The organism is Streptomyces sp. NBC_01257, assembly GCF_035917255.1.
GTDB lineage: Bacteria > Actinomycetota > Actinomycetes > Streptomycetales > Streptomycetaceae > Streptomyces.
Window position 1 is genome coordinate 8,433,610 of the sequence record NZ_CP108472.1, and the last position, 19,377, is coordinate 8,452,986.

Annotated in this window: 17 protein-coding genes; 5 read left to right on the forward strand and 12 right to left on the reverse strand. The window is 70.5% G+C overall.

Features of this window, described 5'->3' with window-relative positions; genetic code table 11:
* Positions 1-58: 58 nt before the first annotated feature.
* Positions 59-643, reverse strand: coding sequence for a TetR/AcrR family transcriptional regulator (locus OG408_RS36740; RefSeq protein ID WP_285566552.1), 585 nt, complete (start codon positions 641-643; stop codon positions 59-61).
* 300 nt (positions 644-943) lie between these two features.
* On the opposite strand from OG408_RS36740, the gene OG408_RS36745 reads away from it, so the two are divergent.
* Positions 944-1,624 carry a GntR family transcriptional regulator gene (locus tag OG408_RS36745; protein WP_285566550.1) on the forward strand — a complete coding sequence of 227 codons (681 nt, stop codon included), beginning with the start codon at positions 944-946 and terminating at the stop codon, positions 1,622-1,624.
* Between the two features lie 197 nt (positions 1,625-1,821).
* A complete protein-coding gene (locus OG408_RS36750; protein ID WP_326673815.1) occupies positions 1,822-3,165 on the forward strand; it encodes a PucR family transcriptional regulator in 1,344 nt (447 codons plus the stop codon).
* Between the two features lie 7 nt (positions 3,166-3,172).
* On the opposite strand, the gene OG408_RS36755 is transcribed toward OG408_RS36750, so the two are convergent.
* On the reverse strand, positions 3,173-4,381 hold the full coding sequence (locus OG408_RS36755; protein ID WP_326673817.1) for an acyl-CoA dehydrogenase family protein: 1,209 nt from the start codon (positions 4,379-4,381) through the stop codon (positions 3,173-3,175).
* 268 nt (positions 4,382-4,649) lie between these two features.
* Between OG408_RS36755 and OG408_RS36760 the strand changes: the two genes are divergently transcribed.
* A complete protein-coding gene (locus tag OG408_RS36760; RefSeq protein ID WP_285566544.1) occupies positions 4,650-5,216 on the forward strand; it encodes a flavin reductase family protein in 567 nt (188 codons plus the stop codon).
* Positions 5,217-5,319: 103 nt separating this feature from the next.
* Here OG408_RS36760 and OG408_RS36765 read toward each other — a convergent pair whose 3' ends face one another.
* Positions 5,320-6,162, reverse strand: a complete 843-nt coding sequence (locus OG408_RS36765) for an IclR family transcriptional regulator (RefSeq protein ID WP_326673819.1) — start codon at positions 6,160-6,162, stop codon at positions 5,320-5,322.
* Between the two features lie 69 nt (positions 6,163-6,231).
* On the opposite strand from OG408_RS36765, the gene OG408_RS36770 reads away from it, so the two are divergent.
* Complete coding sequence (locus OG408_RS36770) at positions 6,232-7,182, forward strand: amidohydrolase family protein (RefSeq protein ID WP_326673820.1); 951 nt, start codon at positions 6,232-6,234, stop codon at positions 7,180-7,182.
* 71 nt (positions 7,183-7,253) lie between these two features.
* The gene (locus tag OG408_RS36775) at positions 7,254-8,699 is read left to right on the forward strand and encodes an amidohydrolase family protein (RefSeq protein WP_326673821.1); all 1,446 of its coding nucleotides are present in this window, start codon (positions 7,254-7,256) and stop codon (positions 8,697-8,699) included.
* A 47-nt stretch (positions 8,700-8,746) separates the two neighbouring features.
* Here OG408_RS36775 and OG408_RS36780 read toward each other — a convergent pair whose 3' ends face one another.
* The 9 genes from OG408_RS36780 to OG408_RS36820 all read right to left on the reverse strand — a co-directional run bounded on the left by OG408_RS36780 (position 8,747) and on the right by OG408_RS36820 (position 19,101).
* Entirely contained in the window at positions 8,747-9,589 is an 843-nt protein-coding gene (locus OG408_RS36780) for a PHB depolymerase family esterase (protein ID WP_326673822.1), read from the reverse strand.
* Positions 9,590-9,630: 41 nt separating this feature from the next.
* The gene (locus OG408_RS36785) at positions 9,631-9,948 is read right to left on the reverse strand and encodes a DUF4387 domain-containing protein (RefSeq protein WP_326673823.1); all 318 of its coding nucleotides are present in this window, start codon (positions 9,946-9,948) and stop codon (positions 9,631-9,633) included.
* 6 nt (positions 9,949-9,954) lie between these two features.
* Entirely contained in the window at positions 9,955-11,316 is a 1,362-nt protein-coding gene (locus OG408_RS36790) for an acyclic terpene utilization AtuA family protein (protein ID WP_326673824.1), read from the reverse strand.
* 38 nt (positions 11,317-11,354) lie between these two features.
* Positions 11,355-12,662, reverse strand: a complete 1,308-nt coding sequence (locus OG408_RS36795) for an MFS transporter (RefSeq protein ID WP_326673826.1) — start codon at positions 12,660-12,662, stop codon at positions 11,355-11,357.
* 92 nt (positions 12,663-12,754) lie between these two features.
* Positions 12,755-13,471, reverse strand: a complete 717-nt coding sequence (locus OG408_RS36800) for a GntR family transcriptional regulator (RefSeq protein ID WP_285566528.1) — start codon at positions 13,469-13,471, stop codon at positions 12,755-12,757.
* Between the two features lie 146 nt (positions 13,472-13,617).
* A complete protein-coding gene (locus tag OG408_RS36805; protein WP_326673828.1) occupies positions 13,618-15,585 on the reverse strand; it encodes an acetoacetate--CoA ligase in 1,968 nt (655 codons plus the stop codon).
* Positions 15,582-17,210 (reverse strand): bifunctional 3-(3-hydroxy-phenyl)propionate/3-hydroxycinnamic acid hydroxylase MhpA, encoded by a 1,629-nt coding sequence (mhpA, locus tag OG408_RS36810; RefSeq protein WP_326673830.1) that lies wholly within the window; start codon positions 17,208-17,210, stop codon positions 15,582-15,584. The genes OG408_RS36805 and mhpA overlap by 4 nt, the downstream gene beginning before the upstream one ends.
* An 11-nt stretch (positions 17,211-17,221) precedes the next feature.
* Complete coding sequence (locus OG408_RS36815; RefSeq protein WP_326673832.1) at positions 17,222-18,184, reverse strand: VOC family protein; 963 nt, start codon at positions 18,182-18,184, stop codon at positions 17,222-17,224.
* A 53-nt stretch (positions 18,185-18,237) separates the two neighbouring features.
* Entirely contained in the window at positions 18,238-19,101 is an 864-nt protein-coding gene (locus OG408_RS36820; RefSeq protein WP_326673833.1) for a fumarylacetoacetate hydrolase family protein, read from the reverse strand.
* Positions 19,102-19,377: the final 276 nt, after the last annotated feature.

The following is a 19,377-nucleotide window of genomic DNA, read 5'->3' on the forward strand; positions in this document are numbered from 1 at the left end:
ACCTCCGGGGCAGGCGTACGGGCAAGGGGGTGCCGTCGGCACGGCGGTGGGTGGTCCGTCAGCGTGCGGTGCGGGGACGGATCCTGGGCACTCGGCCCGTCATCACCAGGTCGACGAGTTCGTCGACCTGCTCAGGCAGGAAGGCGTCGGAACGGACTTCGGTACGGAACATGGCGACGCCCGACCAGGTGTCGATCAGAAGGTCCGCATCCACGTCGGCCGGGATGTCGCCGCGTGCGATTCCGCGCTGGATCACGGCTCGGGCGTTCTGCCGGCGCGGCAGCAGCACCTCGTGCCGAAAGCGCTCCATGACCGAGGGGTCACCCATGTTCGCCCAGAGCGCGGGGAGGATCGCACCCCCTTCACCGCGGACGTCCCTCAGCACCATGTCGAGCAGGGACCGCAGCTCAAGGCGGGTGTCGCCGTGATCAGGCACGGCTTCGACCCGTGCCTGCGAGATCAGCAACTCACCCACCAGTGCCGCCTTGTGGGGCCACCGGTGGTAGACGGTCTTGCGGGTCACACCCGCCAGAACCGCGACCTTGTCCATCGTCAGTTCCAGATAACCGAGCTCGGCCAGCAGGGTCGCTGCGGCGTCGAGCACCTTCCGGTGCACCAGCTCGGCGCGGGGACTCTTGGTCATGGTGTGCGGGCTCCGAACGCCTGACGGTTCGGGCGCGGGATGGGGACGCCCTCGATGAGCACAACCTACGGAGACCTATGCAGCACGTCAACGAGTGAAAGGAAACATTCTGTATCTCTTCGTGGACGGTGATCCTGCCCTGTCATCTGCATCTCTGCCCTTGAAAAGGAAACACTGTGTCTACGTTGCCCCGGCCAGCGGTCCCCGGAAGGCTCTACGTGCCGGCAGGCGCGATGAGCCGGCGGGGGTGAATTAACGATAATTCCAAGGAGTGTCGTTCATCTGCTACGGTGTGTGGTCATGGCTGGTGAAAAGGCAACAAGGGGCGGCGTCGTCTACGCGCAGATCCGCGAGGACATCTTCCAAGGGGTGTTCGAGCCGGGGCAGCGGCTGCGCCTGGTGGAGCTGTCCCAGCGCTTCTCGGTCAGTCAGTCGGTCGTGCGAGAAGCTCTCACCCGCCTGTCCGAGCAGGGGCTCGTCCACGCCGCACCGCAGCAGGGCTTCAGCGTGGTCACGGTGTCACTGGCGGATCTGAACGAACTGACGGAGGCCAGGGTCGAGATCGAGACCCTGGTCCTGCGCCGGTCGATGGAGCGCGGTGGCATCAAGTGGGAGTCGTCCGTCGTCGCGGCCCACCACCACCTGGCCGGCACCGCCGGGGTACGGGACGACGGAACCCTGAACAGCGACTGGTTCCCCGTGCACGAGCGCTTCCACCAGACCCTGCTGGAAGGGTGTGGCAACGCCCGGCTGCTGGCCGCCGCCCTCAGCCTGCGGGACGCGGCCACGCTCTACCGGCGCTGGTCGTGGCCCGTCGGCCACGACACCGAACGCGACGTCGCAGGCGAACACCAGGCGCTCGTCGATGCCGTGCTGGCCAAGGACGCCGACGCGGCGGTCGAACTCCTCGCCCGGCACATCGACCGCACCTCCGAGGCCCTGCGCACCGTGATCGAGGAAGAGCCCGACGCGGTCGCGTAGCCGTACCGGACCAGGCCGTACGTAGTCCCGGTGGTACCGCCCGAGTCCCCTCGGCCCAGGTGCATTGGCGCGCCCCGAAGCGAGGTGGGTTCCGAGGACAGGGCACGGCTTCCGACGGCAGCCGTAGGGCTGTGGTCCGGAGGCACCCCGCGCGGCAACGCAGCGCACGCTGCTCTCACGACGGCAAGGACGGCGTCATGACGGTTCACCACGATCCCGCCCCCTCCGGCTGGATCCGCCGGCTCGCCCCCGACCGTGCTCACGCGCCGCAGGGGCCCGCCAGCTCGGCTCGCACCATCGCCGAGGCGACCGACCGCCTCGGCTCCCGTCCCGTGGCCTGGGCCGTCACCGTCGGCGCTGAACTCGCCCGTGTGATCACCCGCGAGGTTCCCGAACTGGGCGGCGGACCGGCACCCTTCGAAACCCTCCGGATGGGCACCGAAGCAGCGACGCTGCGCGCACTGCTGCTGCTGGCCGACCCGGCGGCCGGCCTCGCGGTCCCCGAGGAATCCCTGCTGGGGGACCGCGAGTTCGCCCGCCGACGCCTGGGCCTGGACAAGGTCCTGCGCGGCATCCGCGTCGCTCATGCCGCGCTGACGCAGGCCCTGATGGCGGCGTGCCAGGAACGGACCGCGCCGTCCGAACGCGCGGAGCAGTTCCGCCGCATCTCCGACCTGCTCTTCGGATTCATGGACGAGTTCTCCTCCCGGATGACCGCCGAGTACCTGGCCGAGCACGACCGGTGGCTCGCCAGCGGGGCCGTGGCGCGTGAGGAAGCCGTCCGGGCGATCCTCGCCGGGCAACCGGTCCGGGAGGAGACAGCGCGCGAGCTCCTCGCCTACCGGCTGGAGGGCCGCCATCTGGCCGTCGTCGCGTGGTCCGACAGCCCGGCCGCCGACACCACAGGCGATCTGCAGCGAACGGCGGCCGAACTACTGCACCTGCGCGGCTGCTCCTCGGCCCTCGTCCTCCCCACCGGCCGGACCACGCTCTGGGCGTGGGGGGACCTGCATGAACCGTTCCCCGCGGCGGTGCCCGGGACATACCCGTACCCCGAAGGCTTCCGTTTCGCGTTCGGGTCGGTCCGCCAAGGGGCCGGAGGGTTCCGGCAGTCCCACGCGGACGCCCAGCACGCCGCCCGCACCGTACGGCTCGACCCTCGCGGTACGGGCCCGGCCGTCGACTACCCGGACATCGCGCTGCCTGCCCTGCTCTCCGGCGACCTGCCCGCCCTGCGCCGCTTCGTGGGCGACGAACTCGGGGCGCTGGCGGTGGACAACCCCCATGCCGAGCAACTGCGCCGGACGCTGCGCCTGTACCTGCGCAACGAGCGCAGTCTGATGGCGGCCGCGACGCAGTTGCACGTGGCGCGCAACACCGTCACCTACCGGGTCAAGCGGGCTCAGGAACTGCTCGGACACGACCTGGCATCCCGGCTGCCCGAAGTGATGGCGGCCCTGGAGGCCGCCCGGGTGCTGGGTCCCGGCGTGCTCCGGCCGGAAGACACCGGCTCGCGGGACGACCCTGCCCGCCCATCCTGATCGACGCTCAGATCAGTGGGGTGACCTGCTCCTCGACGCCCAGGAGCGCCCGCCCGTACAGCTCGCCGGCAATGGCCGGATTGATCACCGCGTGCCGGCTGCTCGTCTCCTGGTCCCGCCAGATCCGCTGCAGCGGGTTGGCCTCCGCGAAGCTGCCGGCGCCCTGGATGCTCAGCAGCAGGTCCAGGGCCTCACGGGAGCGCCGCGCCACGTAACCGGTGTCCATCCGGACCCGGGCCCGCGTCTCGAACGGCATGTACTCGTCCCGGGCCGCCCAGGTGTCGATGTCGTCGGCGGCCCGCATCAGGTGCAGCCGGGCGGTGTCGATCAGCTGGGCGGTCTCCGCCATCTGGATCTGCGTCGAGGGCGCTTCGCCGGCCCGCTCGTAGAAGGTGTAGGAGATGCCCCTGCCCTTGGCCAGAGAGGCCCTGACCAGGTCCATTCCCGCCTGCGCCAGCCCCACCTGCGGGCCTGCCAGCACCAGCGCCAGGACCGGCACCAGTGCCGAGCGGTACAGGACCTCGTCCTTGAGTTCGGTCGGATAGGCGCCCTGCACACCCTGGCTCACCGACAGGATGCGGTGCGCGGGAACGAACACCTCGTCGGCGACGAGTGTGTTGCTGCCCGTGCCGCGCATGCCGGCGACGTACCAGGTGTCCTCGATCGTCAGGTCGCTCATCGGAATGAGAGCGGCGCCCTGGTCGGTCTGCTGACCTGCGGCGTCCACGACGGGGATGCCGAGCGTCGCCCACTGCGCGTGCAGGCTGCCGGATGCGAAGCCCCAGCGGCCGGTGACGACCAGGCCGCCCTCGACGGCCCGGCTGGTGGCGCTGGGAGCGAGGACACCGCACACCCGGGCGTCGGGGTTCTCGCCCCACACCTCCTGCTGGGCCCGCTCGGGGTACAGGCCGACCATCCAGTTGCAGACATTGACCAGGGTCGTCACCCAGGCCGTGGACCCACACCCTCGCGCCAGCTCCGAGGAGACCTCCAGGAAGGTCCGGAAACCGGTCTCGTGCCCGCCGAAGCGCGCCGGCACGGTCAGCCGGAACAGTCCGGCGTCGGACAGGGCTTTGATGTTCTCCTCGGCAATCTTGCGGTCGGCTTCCGTGCGGGCGGCGTTGTCCCTCAGCAGTGGAAGCAGCTCCGCCGCGCGCTCCTTCAACGGCGTGGTGGACGCGGCGGGCGTCTGCGGGGTGGCAGCGGTCGTGGTCATGGTGTCCTCCGGGCGTGGCACGGCTCAGGTGGCGCACCTCGCGTGACGAGGTGCCGCTCCTGGGATTGCACGCCCGGTTCGCCCGGCTGTCTTGGTTCCGGGACCACACAATCGCGGCCGCTCCTTGCGCTGCCGGACCAGTCGGGCGGTCGTTCGGTCCCGGCGCCCAAGCCCGTCCACGCTGCTTGGCCCCCCGGCCCAGTGCGATGACGGGACGACCGTGGAATCACTGGGACGAGAGACCCCGGATCCCGCCCTGGAGGCAGCTGTGCCCACCTCGTCCCCCGCCGCAACGGACCTGACCGTCGCCGGCCCCGACCCGGCGGTGTTCCGCCATGTCCTGGGCCACGTACCGACCTCCGTGTGCGTGGTGACCGCCATGACGCCGTCGGGCCCGGTGGGTCTCACGGTCGGCAGCTTCACGTCCGTGTCACTCGACCCGCCCCTCGTCGTCTTCTACGCCGGCCTGACCTCGGCCAGCGCCGAGGCGATCGTCGGCGCCGGGTGCTTCCGTGTGAACGTGCTGGCCGAGGACCAGCAGGAGGTGTGCACGGCCTTCGCCCGCAGGGCGGCTGATCGGTTCGCCACCGGGGACTGGGAGTTCGGGGCGAGCGCGGCCCCGCGGCTCGGTGGGGCGGCGGCCTGGATCACCTGCGACGTCGAGGGAAACCTTCCGGCAGGGGACCACGTGGCGGTGGTGGGCCGGGTACGGGACCTCTCCGCGGCCCGCCCGCCACGCAAACCCTTGATCTTCCACCGCGGCCGGCCGACCCGCCTCGACCGCGCCCACGGCGTACACGCTCCCACCCACGCGTTCGGCTGGTGGGATCTCTGAGCTCCGGCCCGGAGGACGGCACATGAGGACGAACCGGGTGGGCGGACCCTTTGCCCGGTACCGGAGCGGCGGCACAGGCTCCATCCCTCCCTGCGTGCTTTCGTCACGGCGAGGCAGGGGAGCCGCCGGCACGAGCAGCCCGGTGTCCTTCCTCCTCCAGCCGACGGGAGATCGCGCGGGCGGTGGCCCGCACCGCCGGGCTGTAACCCGCCTCCGCGAAGCCGGTACTGGGCGCGACGACCGACAACGCCGCCACCACCTCGCCGCCGTCCCGCACCGGCGCGGCCACGGTACTCACGGGCCAGGGACGACTCTGCCGGCCGAAAGCGTGATCACCGCGCCGTACCTCGGCGAGCATGCGGCGCAGGTCGGCGGAGGTGGAGATGCCGTCATGGCCGTTCCCGGGCTCGTAGGTGTCGATGGCGTGGTCCTGGACGGCCGCCGGAGCGAAGGCGAGCAGCACCAGGCCGGCGCCGGTGGCCGCGAGCGGAAGCCGGCCTCCCACGCGGTACTGCACCGGGCTGGCGTCGAGCGCCGAAAGCCGTTCGACGAGCAGGGCCTCCTGCTGCTCGCGCACGGCGAGCAGCACGTGCTGTCGTGTGACGTGGAAGAGGTCTTCCATGAAGGGCATGGCCACGGACCGCAGCCCGTGGCCACGCGGTGCCAGGGACGCCGTCTCCAGCAACCGCAGCCCCACGACGTAGCGCCCGTCGTCGAGACGTTCCAGCGCACCCAGACGGACGAGAGCGCGGGCGAGTCGCAGCGCACTGCTGCGGGGCATGCCGGCCCGCTGCGCCAGGCCGGCGAGAGACAGCGCCCGGTGGTCGCTGTCGAACGCGTTGAGCAGGGCGAACGCCCGGTCGACGACCGGTTGGCCCTCGGCCGGCTTCTTTCCGCGCCGTGGCCGGGAGCCGCTGTCGGAACCCGGCGTTTCATTGATTGGCATCACTCATTCCATCCTACGGTCACGTTCCTACGCTGGTTCGGGTACGGACCCGCAACCCAGGGAGCCCCCATGACCCCGACCGGTCTCATCGACGTCCACGCCCACTTCGTCACCGACGGCTATGTCGCCGCCGCCCGGTCCGCCGGGATCGAACACCCCGACGGAATGCCCGGCTGGCCCACGTGGAGCGTCGAGCGGCACCTCGACCTGATGGACCGCTCGGGCACCGAGAAGTCCTACCTCTCGATCTCCTCACCCGGCGTGCACTTCGGGAACGACGACGCCGCCCGTGCTCTCGCGCGTGAGGTCAACGAGTTCGGCGCCGGGGTCCGAAGCGAGCGTCCGCAGCGGTTCGGTCACTTCGCCTCCCTGCCGCTGCCCGACGTCGAGGGCTCACTCGCCGAAGCCGCCCACGCACTCGACGTGCTCGGTGCGGACGGGGTGGCCGTGGAGACCAACCACCACGGCGTCTACCTCGGCGACCCGCGCTTCGAACCGCTGTGGGAGGACCTCGACCGCCGCGGAGCCCTCGTCTTCGTCCACCCCACCTCACCGCCCCACGCCGACGATGTCGCCCTGGGCCGGCCCCGGCCGATGCTGGAGTTCCTCTTCGACACCGCCCGCGCCGCGAGCGACCTGCTCCTGCGCGGAGTGTTCACCCGCTTTCCGCGGATTCGCTGGGTCCTGACCCACGGCGGGGGAGCGCTGCCGCTGCTCGCCGACCGCATCGACATGTTCGGCGCCGTGTTCCGCGACGGCTCCACGGACGCGCCCAGCGCCCTGAAGGAGCTCGGCCGCGTCTGGTACGACATGGCCGGGACGCCCTTCCCGCGTCAGATTCCGGCCCTGGACGCCGCGTTCGGCACCCAGCGCCTGCTGTACGGCAGCGACTACTGCTGGACACCTGCCGAAGGTGCGCTCGCCCAGGTCGCGTCCGTCGACGCGGCGGCGCAGCCGTCCGCCACCGACACCTGGCGGGACCTCACCACCCGCAACGCGCGCCGGCTGTTCACCGGGTGACGGCCGCCCGAATGCCGTAGCCGCAAGCACTGAATCGTGAGGACACCGTCGTGATGACACCAAGGAGAAGCATGAGCAGGTACGTCGAGCCGTCCTCGGTCAACGGGCGCGTGGTGGTCAGGGATGTCACCGTGGTCGACCCACTGGACGGGCGCCGCAGCCCCGGTCAGGACGTGGTGGTGGAAGGGGGCCGGATCACGTCGGTGACGGCGACCGGCGCACCCGCCACGGACGCACACGTGTTGGAGGGGCGGGGCCGGTTCGTCGTTCCGGGATTCATGGACATGCACATGCACGCCCTGAACACTCCGAAGGACGTCGACGGCACGTATGCGCTGATGCTCGCCAACGGGGTGGTCGGCTTCCGCCAGATGTCGGGGAACAGGGCGCTGCTGAAAGCCAGGAACCAGGGCACCCTTCCGCAGCCGGCCGGCGCCCCCGCGCTCAAGGCGACGGCCGGTGACCTGCTGACCCCCCTGAACGCGAGCACCGCCGAGGGCGCGGTGCAGGCCGTGCGCGAACAGCACCGGGACGGCGCCGACTTCGTCAAGGCGGGCATGACGACCCGGGACACCTTCCTCGCGGCCCTCCAGGAGGCGAACCGCCTCGGGATCCGCCTCGGCGGCCACCTGCCCGCCGACCTCGACCCCCGCGAGGCCGCGCGCGCCGGGGTGTGGTCGGTCGAACACCTCGGCCCCGGTGTCACCGTGTTCGCCGCGGCCTCCTCCAAGGAGAGCGAGGTCCGCGCCGGCAACCCCACCCGCAAGCTCCCGCCGATCCCCAGGATCAAGATCCCCGGCGCCGAGAAGCTGGCGATGAAGCTGATCAAGGGCATGGTCACGAACCCCGCGACCAGCACGTCCGAGGTCGAAGCGCACGCCTACGACCTGGCCGACGGCTCCTACGACCAGCGGAAGGCCGAGGAACTGGCGGCCCTGTTCGTCGAACACACCACCTGGCAGTGCCCGACCCTGATCCGGGTCCACACCCAGCAGTTCGGTGACTCGCCGGAACACACCGAGGACCCGAGGCGCCGGTACATGGCTCCCAAGGAGCTGCGCACCTGGGACAAGTCGTCGAAGAAGTTCTCCAGGCTCCCCGACGTCACCCGCAACGCCCTGCGCAACCACTGGGACGCGCAACTGCGGATGACCAAGACCTTCGCCGATGCCGGAGTGCCGATGATCGCGGGAACCGACGCGTGCGGGGCCGCGGGAATCATCCCGGGCTTCGCCCTTCACGACGAGTTCGGCCACCTGGCCGAAGCCGGGCTCGACCCTCTGACCATCCTGCGGATGACGACGACCGAGCCGGCCCGATTCCTCGGCGAGGAAGGCCGGTTCGGCCGGATCGCACCCGGCATGCCCGCTGACCTGGTGCTCCTGGACGAGGATCCGCTGGAGAGCCACACCGCCCTCCGCGCGATCGCGGGAGTGATGAGGGATGGTTCCTGGTGGTCCCGCGCCGACCTCGACGCCGTACTGGAGCGCATCGCCGCCGAGCCCGGCGCCCACTGACACGGTCCCGGTGCCGATGACCGCAGACAGCGCTGAGGCCCTGCTGCTCACGTGTGCCGTGAGCTCGCCGGCGCCGCGATCTGGCCGGACAGGAAGGAGAGCACGGCCGGGATGACGGCGACATCGCTGTGTCCGGCGTCGCTGACGACGTCCAGTCGTGTGGCGATGCCGTGCCGGTCCCAGTTCTCGCGCAGTTCGCGCAGGCGGTCCATTCGGCTGCCCGGTTGTTCCGCACCCTCCCAGACCTCGATGTGGGTGTCCTGTTCCCCGATGACGAGCTGTACGGGTACGTCAGCCATGGCCGTGGGGTCCGGAGCGAAACCGAAGAGCTCCGTGCTGTCGGCGGTGCCCCGCCACCAGCGGGTTTGTTCGTCGAGGAGGGTGGTGCGGCCCGGAGCGCCCACGGAGAGCGAGGCCAGGCTGTGGGGGTGGAGGTAGAAGAAGCGGTGCGCGAACTGGCCGCCGCCGGAGAAGCCGTGGAGGTGGAAGCGGTCGGTTCGGATGTGCCACCGGCCGGCCGCCTCCCTGATCATGTCGAGCAGGAGAAGGTCGGGCCGGATGCCCGGCTCGGTGAAGAATTTGTAGCTGTCGAGGTCGTTGGGGCCGGTGAGTCCGGCAGGGAACAGCGGGGCGAGGACGACGCAGTTGTGTTCCTCGGCGAAGTCGGCGAAGTGGTCGCGGACCTGGCCGACGTTTCGGCGGGTGCCGTGGACGGCCACGACGAGGGGGCGGGGTTCACCGGTGTTGCTGTGGCCACGGGGAACGTACAGGCAGTAGGAGACGCGCGGGTCGGCGGCGAGCGCGAACAGGGGCGTGGAGCCGGTGAGGAAGAGCTGTGCGGGGTGGTCGGGAGGCAGGTGCCAAGGGGAAAGGGGACGTTCGGTGGGCATGGGTGCGGCTCCGGAGTGCGTGAGGAGGAGGGCGGTCGAGGTCAGGGGGCCGCGGGCAGCTCCATGTCCATGAGCGGGGCGTACTGCTGGCCGGCGTAGCAGTCGGTGTCGTGGAGGTCGCCCTGAACGGTGGGGCGGGGCAGGGAGACCTTGACGGCTAGTGCGCCGGGGTGGTTGACGACGAGGATCCGATCGGGATCGGTGCCGTAGAGGGACGCGAAGAGGTTCGTGTCGAGGAAGCCGGTGGCCACCAGTGCGTCGTAGGCGGCCCGGTCGTGGCACATGAAGTCGAAGGTGAGGGTGAAGGGTCCGGCGTTCTTGGAGCGGACCAGGGAGCAGTAGTCGAGCAGGGTGGCCATGGGGTTCTACAGCTCCTCGGTGGTGGTGCGGAACAGCTCGGTGGGCGTGATGCCGGTGGCGACGTGGTTGAGCGTGAAGCGGTAGAGCGGTCCGCGGTCCGTCTCGGGGGGCGAATAGGGGTAGGCGAGGGTGGAGACCAGTCCGTCGTACTCGGCGATGGGCAGGTGGCTGCTGGCGTGGGCGACGAAGGTGGCGACGGCGTGGGCGGTGGCCTGGTCGGGGGCGGTCACCGTGATCAGTACGCCGAGTTCGCGGGGCCGGAGCGGCTCGGGCTCCGTACCGGTGAGGACGGCCCCGCCGCCGTAGAGGCGGTAGTCGATGTCGACGGAGGCCGGATCCACCGAGCCTTCGAAGACGTCGAGGATCTTCGCGTCGAAGTACTGCTGGGCGAAGGGCAGGAGCTTGGGCAGGGCGTCGATGACGACGCGGTCGCGTACCCCGCCGATGATGACGGTCTGATAGCCGACGAGTTCGGCGCCTTCGAGCTTGTTGGTGTAGCCGTCGGCGGGGAGGTAGCGGGCGCCCCTGACGCGGACGGTCTGTTCGTCCACCGCTTCGTAGGTGGCGTCGGTGGTGTCCAGTACGCCTGAGGGTTCGGCTATGTGGAACGGGTCGGCGTTCTCGTACAGGGTGTGGGCGGCGACCGAGCGGGGTGTGAGCCGGGTGCGGTCGGCGAGGGTGGTGACATCGAAGTGGTTGTCGCGCAGCGTGGCGAGCAGGCCGTTGGCGGACGGCGGGACGGCGCAGGCGGCGCCGCACTCGATGGTCTTGGCCAGGTGCCAGGCGAGACCCGGATCGGCGCCTCGCAGGTGGGGGAGGGCGGCGAACAGGGCGGTGTCGGATGCACGGCCGGCCAGGATGACGTCGCAGCCCTGGACGAGCGCTTCCTGGATGGGTTCGACGCCCATCATCGCCACCGTGTGGCTGCGCCCGAACAGCTCCCGGTCGATCTCGGGTGCGTTGGCGAGCGGCCGGATGCGGCCGGCGTCGTAGAGGTCCCGGAGCCGGTCGGCGGGCTGGTCGGAGTAGATCAGTCCGAGTGTGAAGTGCAGGTTCTCCTCGCCGGCGATACGGCGGGTGAGGGCTGCGACTTCGTCGACGCCGACATCGCGTCCGGAGGTGCCGCACGAACCGATGACGAGCGGCACTCCCAGCTCGTCGCGGGCCTTCAGCAGGAGCCGCAGGTCGCGCGCGACGGCCTGGGCCGAGAGCTTCGGCGTGCCGGAGCCGAGGGCCGCGGGGCCGGAGTCGGTGGACCCCGCGTCGCAGGCGATCACATGGGGACGGGCTGCGACGCCGCGACGGAACGCGTCCGCGTCGAAGCCGGCGCCCAGTGCCCCGGTCGGGGCGAGGATGCGGAATTCCATGGGGTCAGGACCTTTCGTTGTACTGGTGGAGCGGTTCCTCACGCCGTACTCCGGTCGGGAGTCCGGCGGGCCAGCAGGGTGAAGACGGCGAAGGTGACAGCGGCGAAGGCGGCGGCGTTCAGCATCATGAAGCGCCAGCTGGTGAGGTCCACGGTGATGCCGAGGATCGCCGGGCCCAGGGCCATGCCGGCGGAGGAGGCGATGGTGTAGAGGGCGGTGTAGGTGCCGAGCACCTTCTGGGTCGGGGCCAGGTCCCAGAGCGCGACCAATGCGTTGACCGCGAACGAGGCGTAGCCGATGGAGGAGAGGACCGTCGAGACGACCGTCCCGGGGACCGTCGGGACGGCGAAGCCGACCAGGAGGCCGACGATGAAGAGCCCGACGCCGTAGCGCATGGCGCGCAGTTGCCCGAGCCGGTCGGAGCCGTAGGCGAGCGGCAGCACGCACACCAGGAAGGCGATGGCGCCGGGAAGGGCGAGCCCACCGGCCTCGCCGCGGGTCAGCCCGAGCACCTCGGTGCCGTACGGCGTGTTCAGCGAGCGCAGCGCGGTCCACATGCCCGAGAAGCAGAAGATTCCGATCATCAGCAGCACCGTCGGGCTCGAAGGGCTGCGCACCGCGTTCCTCAGGACCGCCCAGGGAGAGGCGAACTCCGGTGTGTCCTGGCCGCCGTCGGTGGGTTGCTCGGGCAGGACGGACCGCTCGTGCCGGCGGCCGAGGAACATCCATGACAGCCCGAGCATGACGAGCATCAGGACCGGGGGGAGCGCGAACGCCAGGTGAAGGCTGCGGTCCACGACCAGCAGGCTGATCAAGGACGAGATGATGATGGTCAGGCTGACACCGGCCTTGATGAACCCCTGGGCCCTGCTGCGGCTGCCGGCGGGGACGTAGTCGGATATCAGCGTCTCGGTGACGCCCTTGAAGGCGTTGGCGACCAGGGCGAACCCGACGACGCACACCATCAGTACGGGAAGACTGCCCGCCCAGGGGATGAGGACGAACGGGACCGTGGCGATCACGGCGCCGATGAGCACGATCGGCCACCGCCCCGCCCTGCGGCGTACGAGCCGGTCGGAGAGGAACCCCACGGACGGCTGGGTGAAGATCCCCAAGGAGTGGTCGAGACCCATGATCAGGCCGATGACGCCGGCCGACGCGACGTAATGGCGCAGTTGCTCGGGGACCTGTGCGTCGTAGAAGTTCCAGACCGATTCCTGGGCGAAGACCGCCAGGGTGACCCACAGCACCGCGCTCGCGCTCATCCGTTTCCCGGGGGCGGGCGCGGGCGGCGCGAGGGTGGGTGTGCCGTCCGTGGCGGTCGCGTCCGGGTGGTGATGCAGCATGGCGGCTCCTTGCCATATGCTATAGCAACAAGAGGATGCGAGTGCGGCGACCATCGTCGTCGTTCGATGGACAGGCACTCGGAGGTGTTCGGTCAGCTGCTGGAGAGCTGATGCAGCGCCTCGCGATGGTGATGTGCGGCCAGCAGTTCGGCCCGCTCCTCGTCCCGGTCGACCAGGGCGTCGAGCAGGCTGCGATGCTCGCGGAACCGCCGGCGGAAGGCCTCGGCGCGCTCCGGAGCGAGCTTGATCGTCAGATCGAGGCGCTCCTCGTCACTGAACGCGCGGGCCTGTTGCAACAGTCCTTCGAGCACCGGGTTGCCGACCGCCGCTTCCACCTGGTGGTGGAAGCGGCGCATGAGGCGATGGATGGCCACCAGCTTGTCGGTGGTGTCGGCGTGCGCCCCGTGTTCGGCCACGTCCTGCTCGATCTGTCCGACCAGGGCGTCGGCCCGCTCCAGCACACCGGCCAGATCCGCGAGCTGGGCATCGGTGGCGTTCCGTGCGGCAAGGCGGGCCATGAGCGCCGACAGCCGCACCTCGGCCTCCACGATCTCCGAACGCGCGGAAGCCGAGTGGTCGGCGATCCGCAGCGCCCGGGTCCCGACGCGCTCCACCACCTTCTCGTGCACCAGCTGACGCAGTGCCTCACGCACGGGCGTGGGGCTGACCCCCAGGCGGGCGGCGAGATCGCGTTCGGTGATCTTCTCGCCCGGCTGCAACGATCCCTCACGGACGGCGGCGCGAAGCCGCCGGTAGGCCTGGTCGGCCAACGACGTCGTCTCCATGGGGCTGAGGGCATCGGAACTCATGCGCGCAACATTGACTCCGCTATAGCAAATAGTCAATGGGTGTGTCGGGTGCGATCGGCCTGGCTGCGTCCGTACCGGCCGTGCGCGCCACCGCACGGACGATCTCCCGGCAGCTGCAGAGCACCGAAGCCGTCCGGTGAGCGGCGCTACCGGGCGAAGCGGCTGAAGTACGCGAGGGCGTCGATGTCGTCGACGGCCTCGCGACCGGCCACCTTGCCGATCGGCGCACCCTGGAGAAGACGCTTGACGGGCACCTCCAGCTTCTTGCCTGTCCGGGTGTGAGGCACGGCCGGCACGGCCAGGATGTCGTCGGGGACGTGCCGGGGCGATGCCCGCGTTCGGATGGCGGTGCCGATTCGGTCGCGCAGCGCGTCGGTGAGTTCGTGGCCGACTTCCATGACGACGAACAGCGGCATCCAGTAGGTGCCGTCGGCGAGTTCCGCCCCGATGACCAGGCTCTCCTGGATGCCGGGCAACTCGTCGACGACCGCGTAGATGTCGGCGCTGCCGAGCCGTACGCCCTGCCGGTTGAGGGTGGAGTCGGAGCGGCCGGAGACGACGACGCTGCCGTGCGACGTACGGGTCATCCAGTCACCGTGGCGCCAGACACCCGGATAGGCGGCGAAGTAGGCGTCACGGTAGCGGGAGCCGTCGGGGTCGTTCCAGAAGTACAGGGGCATCGACGGCAGCGGCCGGGTGACCACGAGTTCGCCCACCTCGTCGGTCACGGGACGGCCGTCCTCGTCCCAGGCCTCCAACGCGACACCGAGCACCGGGGCGGAGATCTCACCCGCCCAGACCGGGGTGGTGGGCGCGCTCCCGGCGAATCCGCTGACGATGTCGGTTCCCCCGCTCGTGGAAGAGACCTGGACATGTGCGCCGACGTGGTCACGGACCCAGTAGTAGGGCTGTGCCGGGAGTGGGGCTCCGGTGCTGCCGAGGCCCCGCAGAGCGGAAAGGTCGAGGTCACGACCTGGTTCTAGGCCCGCCTTCGCGGAGGCGAGGAGATATCCGGGACTCACGCCGAGCACGGCCGCGCGGTGTTCCGCCGCGAGGTCCCACAGCCGACCGGGCTCCGGATACGTGGGGCTGCCGTCGTACAGCACGACGGTGGCGCCGATCAGCAGACCGGAGACCACCAGGTTCCACATCATCCAGTTCGTGGTGGTGTACCAGAAGAACCGGTCGCCGGGACTCAGGTCGAGATGCAGACCGAGCAGCCGGTGATGGTCCAGCAGCACTCCGCCGTGCCCGTGCACGATTCCCTTCGGCGTGCCCGTCGTCCCGGAGGAGAAGAGCACCCACAGGGGTGCGTCGAACGGTAGCTGCTCGAAGACGGGCTGCTCCGAACCCCCGGTCACCTCGGCCCAGTCGGACACCTGAGCGTCATCGTCCACGGGAAGTCCGAGGCACGGCACGCGGACGGTGTGCCGCACGGTGGGCAGGGCGGCGCGCAGCGCGTCCGATTCGGCACGGCGATCGTGTTCCTTGCCGTTCCAGCGGTAGCCGTCGGCGGCGAACAGGATGACGGGTTCCAGCTGCGCGAAGCGTGTCGCGGCGCCGGGAGCCCCGTAGTCCTGCCCGCAGGCTGACCATACGGCTCCGATGCTGGCCGCGGCGAGGAACGCGACGACGGTGTGCGTGGTGTTGGGCAGGTATCCGACCACCCGGTCGCCGGCCGTCACACCGCTCCGGCGCATCCAGGCCGCCAAGGAGCCGACCTGACGCCGGAGTTCGTCCCGCCCGGTGTGGGTGGTGGTGCCGTCCTCGCCGACCGAGAGGATCGCCGGATGCGGTCCCTCGTCGCGCAGGGCGTGTTCGGCGTAGTTGAGCCGGGCGCCGGAGAACCAGCGGGTGGCCGGCATGGGCGCCCCGTCGAGGACTTCGTCGTACGGGGTGTTTGAGCGCAGGTCGAAGAATTCCCACACCGCCGACCAGAACCCGGCGAGATCGTCCACCGACCATTCCCACAGCGACCGGTAGTCGGCGTGCGCCGTACCGGTACGGGTCGCGACGAACTCGGTGAAGCGGGCGATACGCGAGTGGGCGGCGGTGGCCGGGTCGGGGGTCCAGACCGGTGCCGGGGGAGAGGGGTTCCCGTCTGTCGTGTTCATACGCCGCCTGCCAGGGCCGAGGAGCCGGGTGCCGCCGCTGTCGGGACGGAGGGGGAGGAGAGCTGGTGCCGGAGACCGGTGACCAGAGCCGCCAACTCCTGCGGGGTGCCTGCCGTGCCGTAGACGTAGTGGTCGGGGCGGATCACCACGCCCATGTGTCCCGCTGCCGCCAGGTGCGGCAGATAGACGTCGAAGGCGGCGACCTCCGCGGCGGCTTCGGCACCTTCGGGGGCCAGTTGCAGCAGTCGGGCACCGATGCGGTCGAGGAAGGCGAGCTGCTCAGCCGTGAGGACGGTGCGGGGATCAGCGGTGGACGCCACCACGAAGCCGTGCCCGACCACCTCGTCCAGCAGGCCGGTACGGCCGCGGTGGCGGACCCGTGCCTGCATGCTGAGCACCCCGGCCGACGGATCCGGACCCTGCGCGCCCCCTGAGATGATGCCGTGGGGGAGCGTGGACGGGGGCAGCGGAGGCAGGATGCGCTCCGGGTCCGCTCCGAGCCCGATCATGCCGGCGTCCCGCCCGGCTGCGGCGTCGGCGTCGGTGACGCAGATGACCTTGCCGAGTTCGACGGACTTGGCGATGGCGTGCTGGACGTGGGCGCCGCGTTCGCCGCCGTAGGTGTCCAGCACCGCCGGATCGGCCTCGCCCTTGAGAACGAGACCGAGCTTCCAGGCGAGGTTGGCCGCGTCGCGGATGCCCGAGCACATGCCCTGCCCGGCGAAGGGCGGCATCAGGTGGGCTGCGTCGCCCGCGAGGAGCAGCCGGCCCGAGCGCCAGATGTCCGCCCACTGCGCCTGGAAGGTGTAGACGGCGTGCCGTTCCAGGGTGCAGTTGTCCGGAGTGAGGTCCCAGGGCTCCAGGAGACTCCAGGCGGTGGCTTCGGTGTTGAGCTGCTCCACCGTCTCTCCCGGCATGCGCATGAACTCCCACCGCCTGCGCCCGGGTCCTCCGGAGACGACGGTGGTGGGCCTGGCCGGGTCGCAGATCTGGAGGTTGACGGGGTTCCAGACACGTTCCTCGTGCGGATGGACGTCGACGATCAGCCAGTCGTAGAAGAAGCCGAGGTCGAGCATCCCGGTCGGCATGTGGGTGCGCACGAAGCTGTTGGCTCCGTCGCTGCCGACGACCCACGGTGCGGTGAAGTGGTTCTCGTCCCCGTGGGTGTCGCGGGTGGTGATGTGTACGCCCTCGGCCCTCTCGACGAGGCCGACGGCTTCGTGGCCACGCAGGATGGTGATCGCCCGGTCCGCTTCGGCGGTTTCGACGAGGGCCCTCTCCAGGTCAGGCTGGTACATCATCGACGCGGTGGGCCAGCCGGACGGGCCGAGCATGGACCAGTCGAATCGCAGCAGTGTCTCGCCGGCGGCGTTGCGCCACTCGTAGGTGTCGGCGGGCTCGGTGAGGTCCCTGAGCCGGTCGCCGAGTCCGGCGCCGGCCAGCAGGCGTGCGACCTCGTCGTCGAAGTGCACGGCACGAGGGCGGGGGTAGGGGGAGGGCCACCGTTCGAGAACGGTCACCGTCCACCCGTCGCGCGCCAGGAGGAGGGCACACGCCAGGCCGACCGGGCCGGCTCCGACCACCAGGACGTCGCTGTCCGTGGTGCGGTCCGATTGAGGGGTCATGTCGGGGGCTCCTACTTGGCGGGGGCGGCGTGGGCGCCCGTCATGAGTTCCGCGAGGTCCTCGGGCGCGAGGAAGGACGGCGGCGGGGGCGGCCCCCAGGCCCACAGGGCCTTCGCGCCCTCCCACTCGCTCGGCTTCCACAGCGCGTCGTCGACGATGCAGTCCAGATCGGAGTAGTACTCGGAGAAGGTGCCGGCCGGGTCCTTGAGGTACCAGAAGAAGTTGGAGCCGATGAAATGCCGTCCGAGGCCCCAGGTGTGCCGGCCGGGATCGGCCTCCAGCATGGCCGTCGCACCCCGGCCCACCTCGTCGACGTCGTCGACCTGCCAGGACGTGTGGTGCAGAAAGGCTACCGGCGCCTGCTGGACCAGCACGTTGTGGTGGTCGCTGGAGCAGCGCATGAAGGCGGCCAGGCCACGGACGGTGTCGCTGACCTTGAAGCCGATCCCCTCCTGGAAGAACCGCTGCGAGAACTCCTGTGCGGTGGAACCGAGCACGACATGTCCCAGCTTGCGCGGCCTGACGGGGGTCTCCCGCAGGATGCCCGGGGCGCGCTCGTGCAGGCGTGCGCTGACCCCCGGGGTGTTGTACGGCGGCGGCGGTGTGGCCGCCTGCTCGTAGCGGGGCGCGAGCTCGACGCGGACCAGCAGCTCGGTGCCGGGGTCGACGGCGGAGACGGTGGCCGGGGTTCGGTCGACGGGGACGCCGAGTTTCGACAGGGAGGCCGCGATCCGGTCGAGGTCGTCCGGGTCGTCCGCGCCGACGCCCAGCTCGACCAGGCGCCGACGGGGCGAGTGCACGATGCGCAGTTGCTCTCCGCCGTCCACGGTGGAGAAGCCGAGCCCGCCCACGGGTGCGGCGACGGTGTTCAGCGGGCCGGTGCTGGGGGTCAGGCCGAATTCCTCGTAGTAGGCGGCGGTCTGTTCGACGTTCGGTACGCCCATCACGATCTGGGTCAAGCGGTGCAGTGGCATGGTGGCCGGCTTTCTTCAGACGGACTGTTTCTCTCGGGGACAGGCGCGGTGGTTCAGGAGGACAGCATCGGGTTGCGGAGCTCGCCGAGCCCCTCGATCCAGCTGACGAGGACGTCACCGGGCGCGAGGAACTTCTGCGGGGTACGGGCTCCGCCCACGCCGGCGGGAGTGCCGGTGAAGATGAGGTCACCGGGCAGCAGCGGACACACGGCGGACAGGCGGACGATCAGCTCCGGGACGTCGAAGATCATGTTGGAGGTGCGACTCTTCTGCAGCACCTCCCCGCCCTCCAGCGTGCACCCGATCTCCAGGTCGTCCGGGTCGGCGAGCTCGTCGACGGTGACCAGTTCGGGGCCGGTGGGAGCGAAGCCGGGGTAGGACTTGCCCAGGGAGAACTGGGGTGCGGGCCCGGCGAGCTGGAGCCGCCGTTCGGACAGGTCCTGGCCTACGGTGACTCCGGCGACATGGGACCAGGCGGTCTCGCGGCTGGCCAGGTGGCAGCGGCGTCCGATGACCACGACGAGCTCGACCTCCCAGTCGACCAGCCCTTCGGGCAGGGTGACCGGCCGGTCGTGCCCGGTGAGCGAGGTGGCGAACTTGGTGAAGACGGCGGGCTCGTCGGGGATGGACAGCCCGGACTCGATCACGTGGTCGCGGTAGTTCAGCCCGACGGCGAAGACCTGGGCCGGGCGCGGGACCGGAGGCCCCCACACCACTCCGTCGCCCGGCGCGGGACGCAGCCCGGAATCCGCCTGCCCGTCGCGCACGAGTTCGTGCGCCCACCGGGAGAAGGCCTCCCAGTCGTCGAACGCCTGCTGCGGGTCCGGGCCGAACCGACCGCCGCTCGCCTCGGCGACGTCGAGAAGGCCACCGGGGCGGCTCAGGGTCAGCCGTCCGTCGATGTTCGCCACACGCATGGGTACTCCCGCTGTTTCGTGCGCTGTCGCGCGCTCTGCATCTGGAACCCAGTGTTCACAGGGCTTCTCACGAATGCAATAGATTAGCGATAATCTCGGTCCTTGGCTTTTTTCGGTTACGGTCGGCGGCCATGCCGGGAGAGCGGCCGGCGCGAGCAGCCGGGGGTGCGCGCAGATCCGGGAGGTGGTTCTCCGGGGAGTGCAGAGCCCCTGGGGGCCTGGTCGGGCGCGCCGGGCGTTTCGAGGTCGGTCAGTCCGTCGTTCGGGGAGCGCAGA

Excerpts from the sequence above, each read along its gene's own strand:
- mhpA (WP_326673830.1), bottom strand. The coding sequence starts at position 17,210 with ATGACCCCTCAATCGGACCGCACCACGGACAGCGACGTCCTGGTGGTC.
- OG408_RS36765 (WP_326673819.1), bottom strand. The coding sequence starts at position 6,162 with ATGCCAATCAATGAAACGCCGGGTTCCGACAGCGGCTCCCGGCCACGG.
- OG408_RS36815 (WP_326673832.1), bottom strand. The coding sequence starts at position 18,184 with ATGCCACTGCACCGCTTGACCCAGATCGTGATGGGCGTACCGAACGTC.
- OG408_RS36740 (WP_285566552.1), bottom strand. The coding sequence starts at position 643 with ATGACCAAGAGTCCCCGCGCCGAGCTGGTGCACCGGAAGGTGCTCGAC.
- OG408_RS36750 (WP_326673815.1), top strand. The coding sequence starts at position 1,822 with ATGACGGTTCACCACGATCCCGCCCCCTCCGGCTGGATCCGCCGGCTC.
- OG408_RS36745 (WP_285566550.1), top strand. The coding sequence starts at position 944 with ATGGCTGGTGAAAAGGCAACAAGGGGCGGCGTCGTCTACGCGCAGATC.
- OG408_RS36805 (WP_326673828.1), bottom strand. The coding sequence starts at position 15,585 with ATGAACACGACAGACGGGAACCCCTCTCCCCCGGCACCGGTCTGGACC.
- OG408_RS36790 (WP_326673824.1), bottom strand. The coding sequence starts at position 11,316 with ATGGAATTCCGCATCCTCGCCCCGACCGGGGCACTGGGCGCCGGCTTC.
- OG408_RS36785 (WP_326673823.1), bottom strand. The coding sequence starts at position 9,948 with ATGGCCACCCTGCTCGACTACTGCTCCCTGGTCCGCTCCAAGAACGCC.
- OG408_RS36800 (WP_285566528.1), bottom strand. The coding sequence starts at position 13,471 with ATGAGTTCCGATGCCCTCAGCCCCATGGAGACGACGTCGTTGGCCGAC.
- OG408_RS36780 (WP_326673822.1), bottom strand. The coding sequence starts at position 9,589 with ATGCCCACCGAACGTCCCCTTTCCCCTTGGCACCTGCCTCCCGACCAC.
- OG408_RS36755 (WP_326673817.1), bottom strand. The coding sequence starts at position 4,381 with ATGACCACGACCGCTGCCACCCCGCAGACGCCCGCCGCGTCCACCACG.
- OG408_RS36770 (WP_326673820.1), top strand. The coding sequence starts at position 6,232 with ATGACCCCGACCGGTCTCATCGACGTCCACGCCCACTTCGTCACCGAC.
- OG408_RS36795 (WP_326673826.1), bottom strand. The coding sequence starts at position 12,662 with ATGCTGCATCACCACCCGGACGCGACCGCCACGGACGGCACACCCACC.
- OG408_RS36775 (WP_326673821.1), top strand. The coding sequence starts at position 7,254 with ATGAGCAGGTACGTCGAGCCGTCCTCGGTCAACGGGCGCGTGGTGGTC.
- OG408_RS36820 (WP_326673833.1), bottom strand. The coding sequence starts at position 19,101 with ATGCGTGTGGCGAACATCGACGGACGGCTGACCCTGAGCCGCCCCGGT.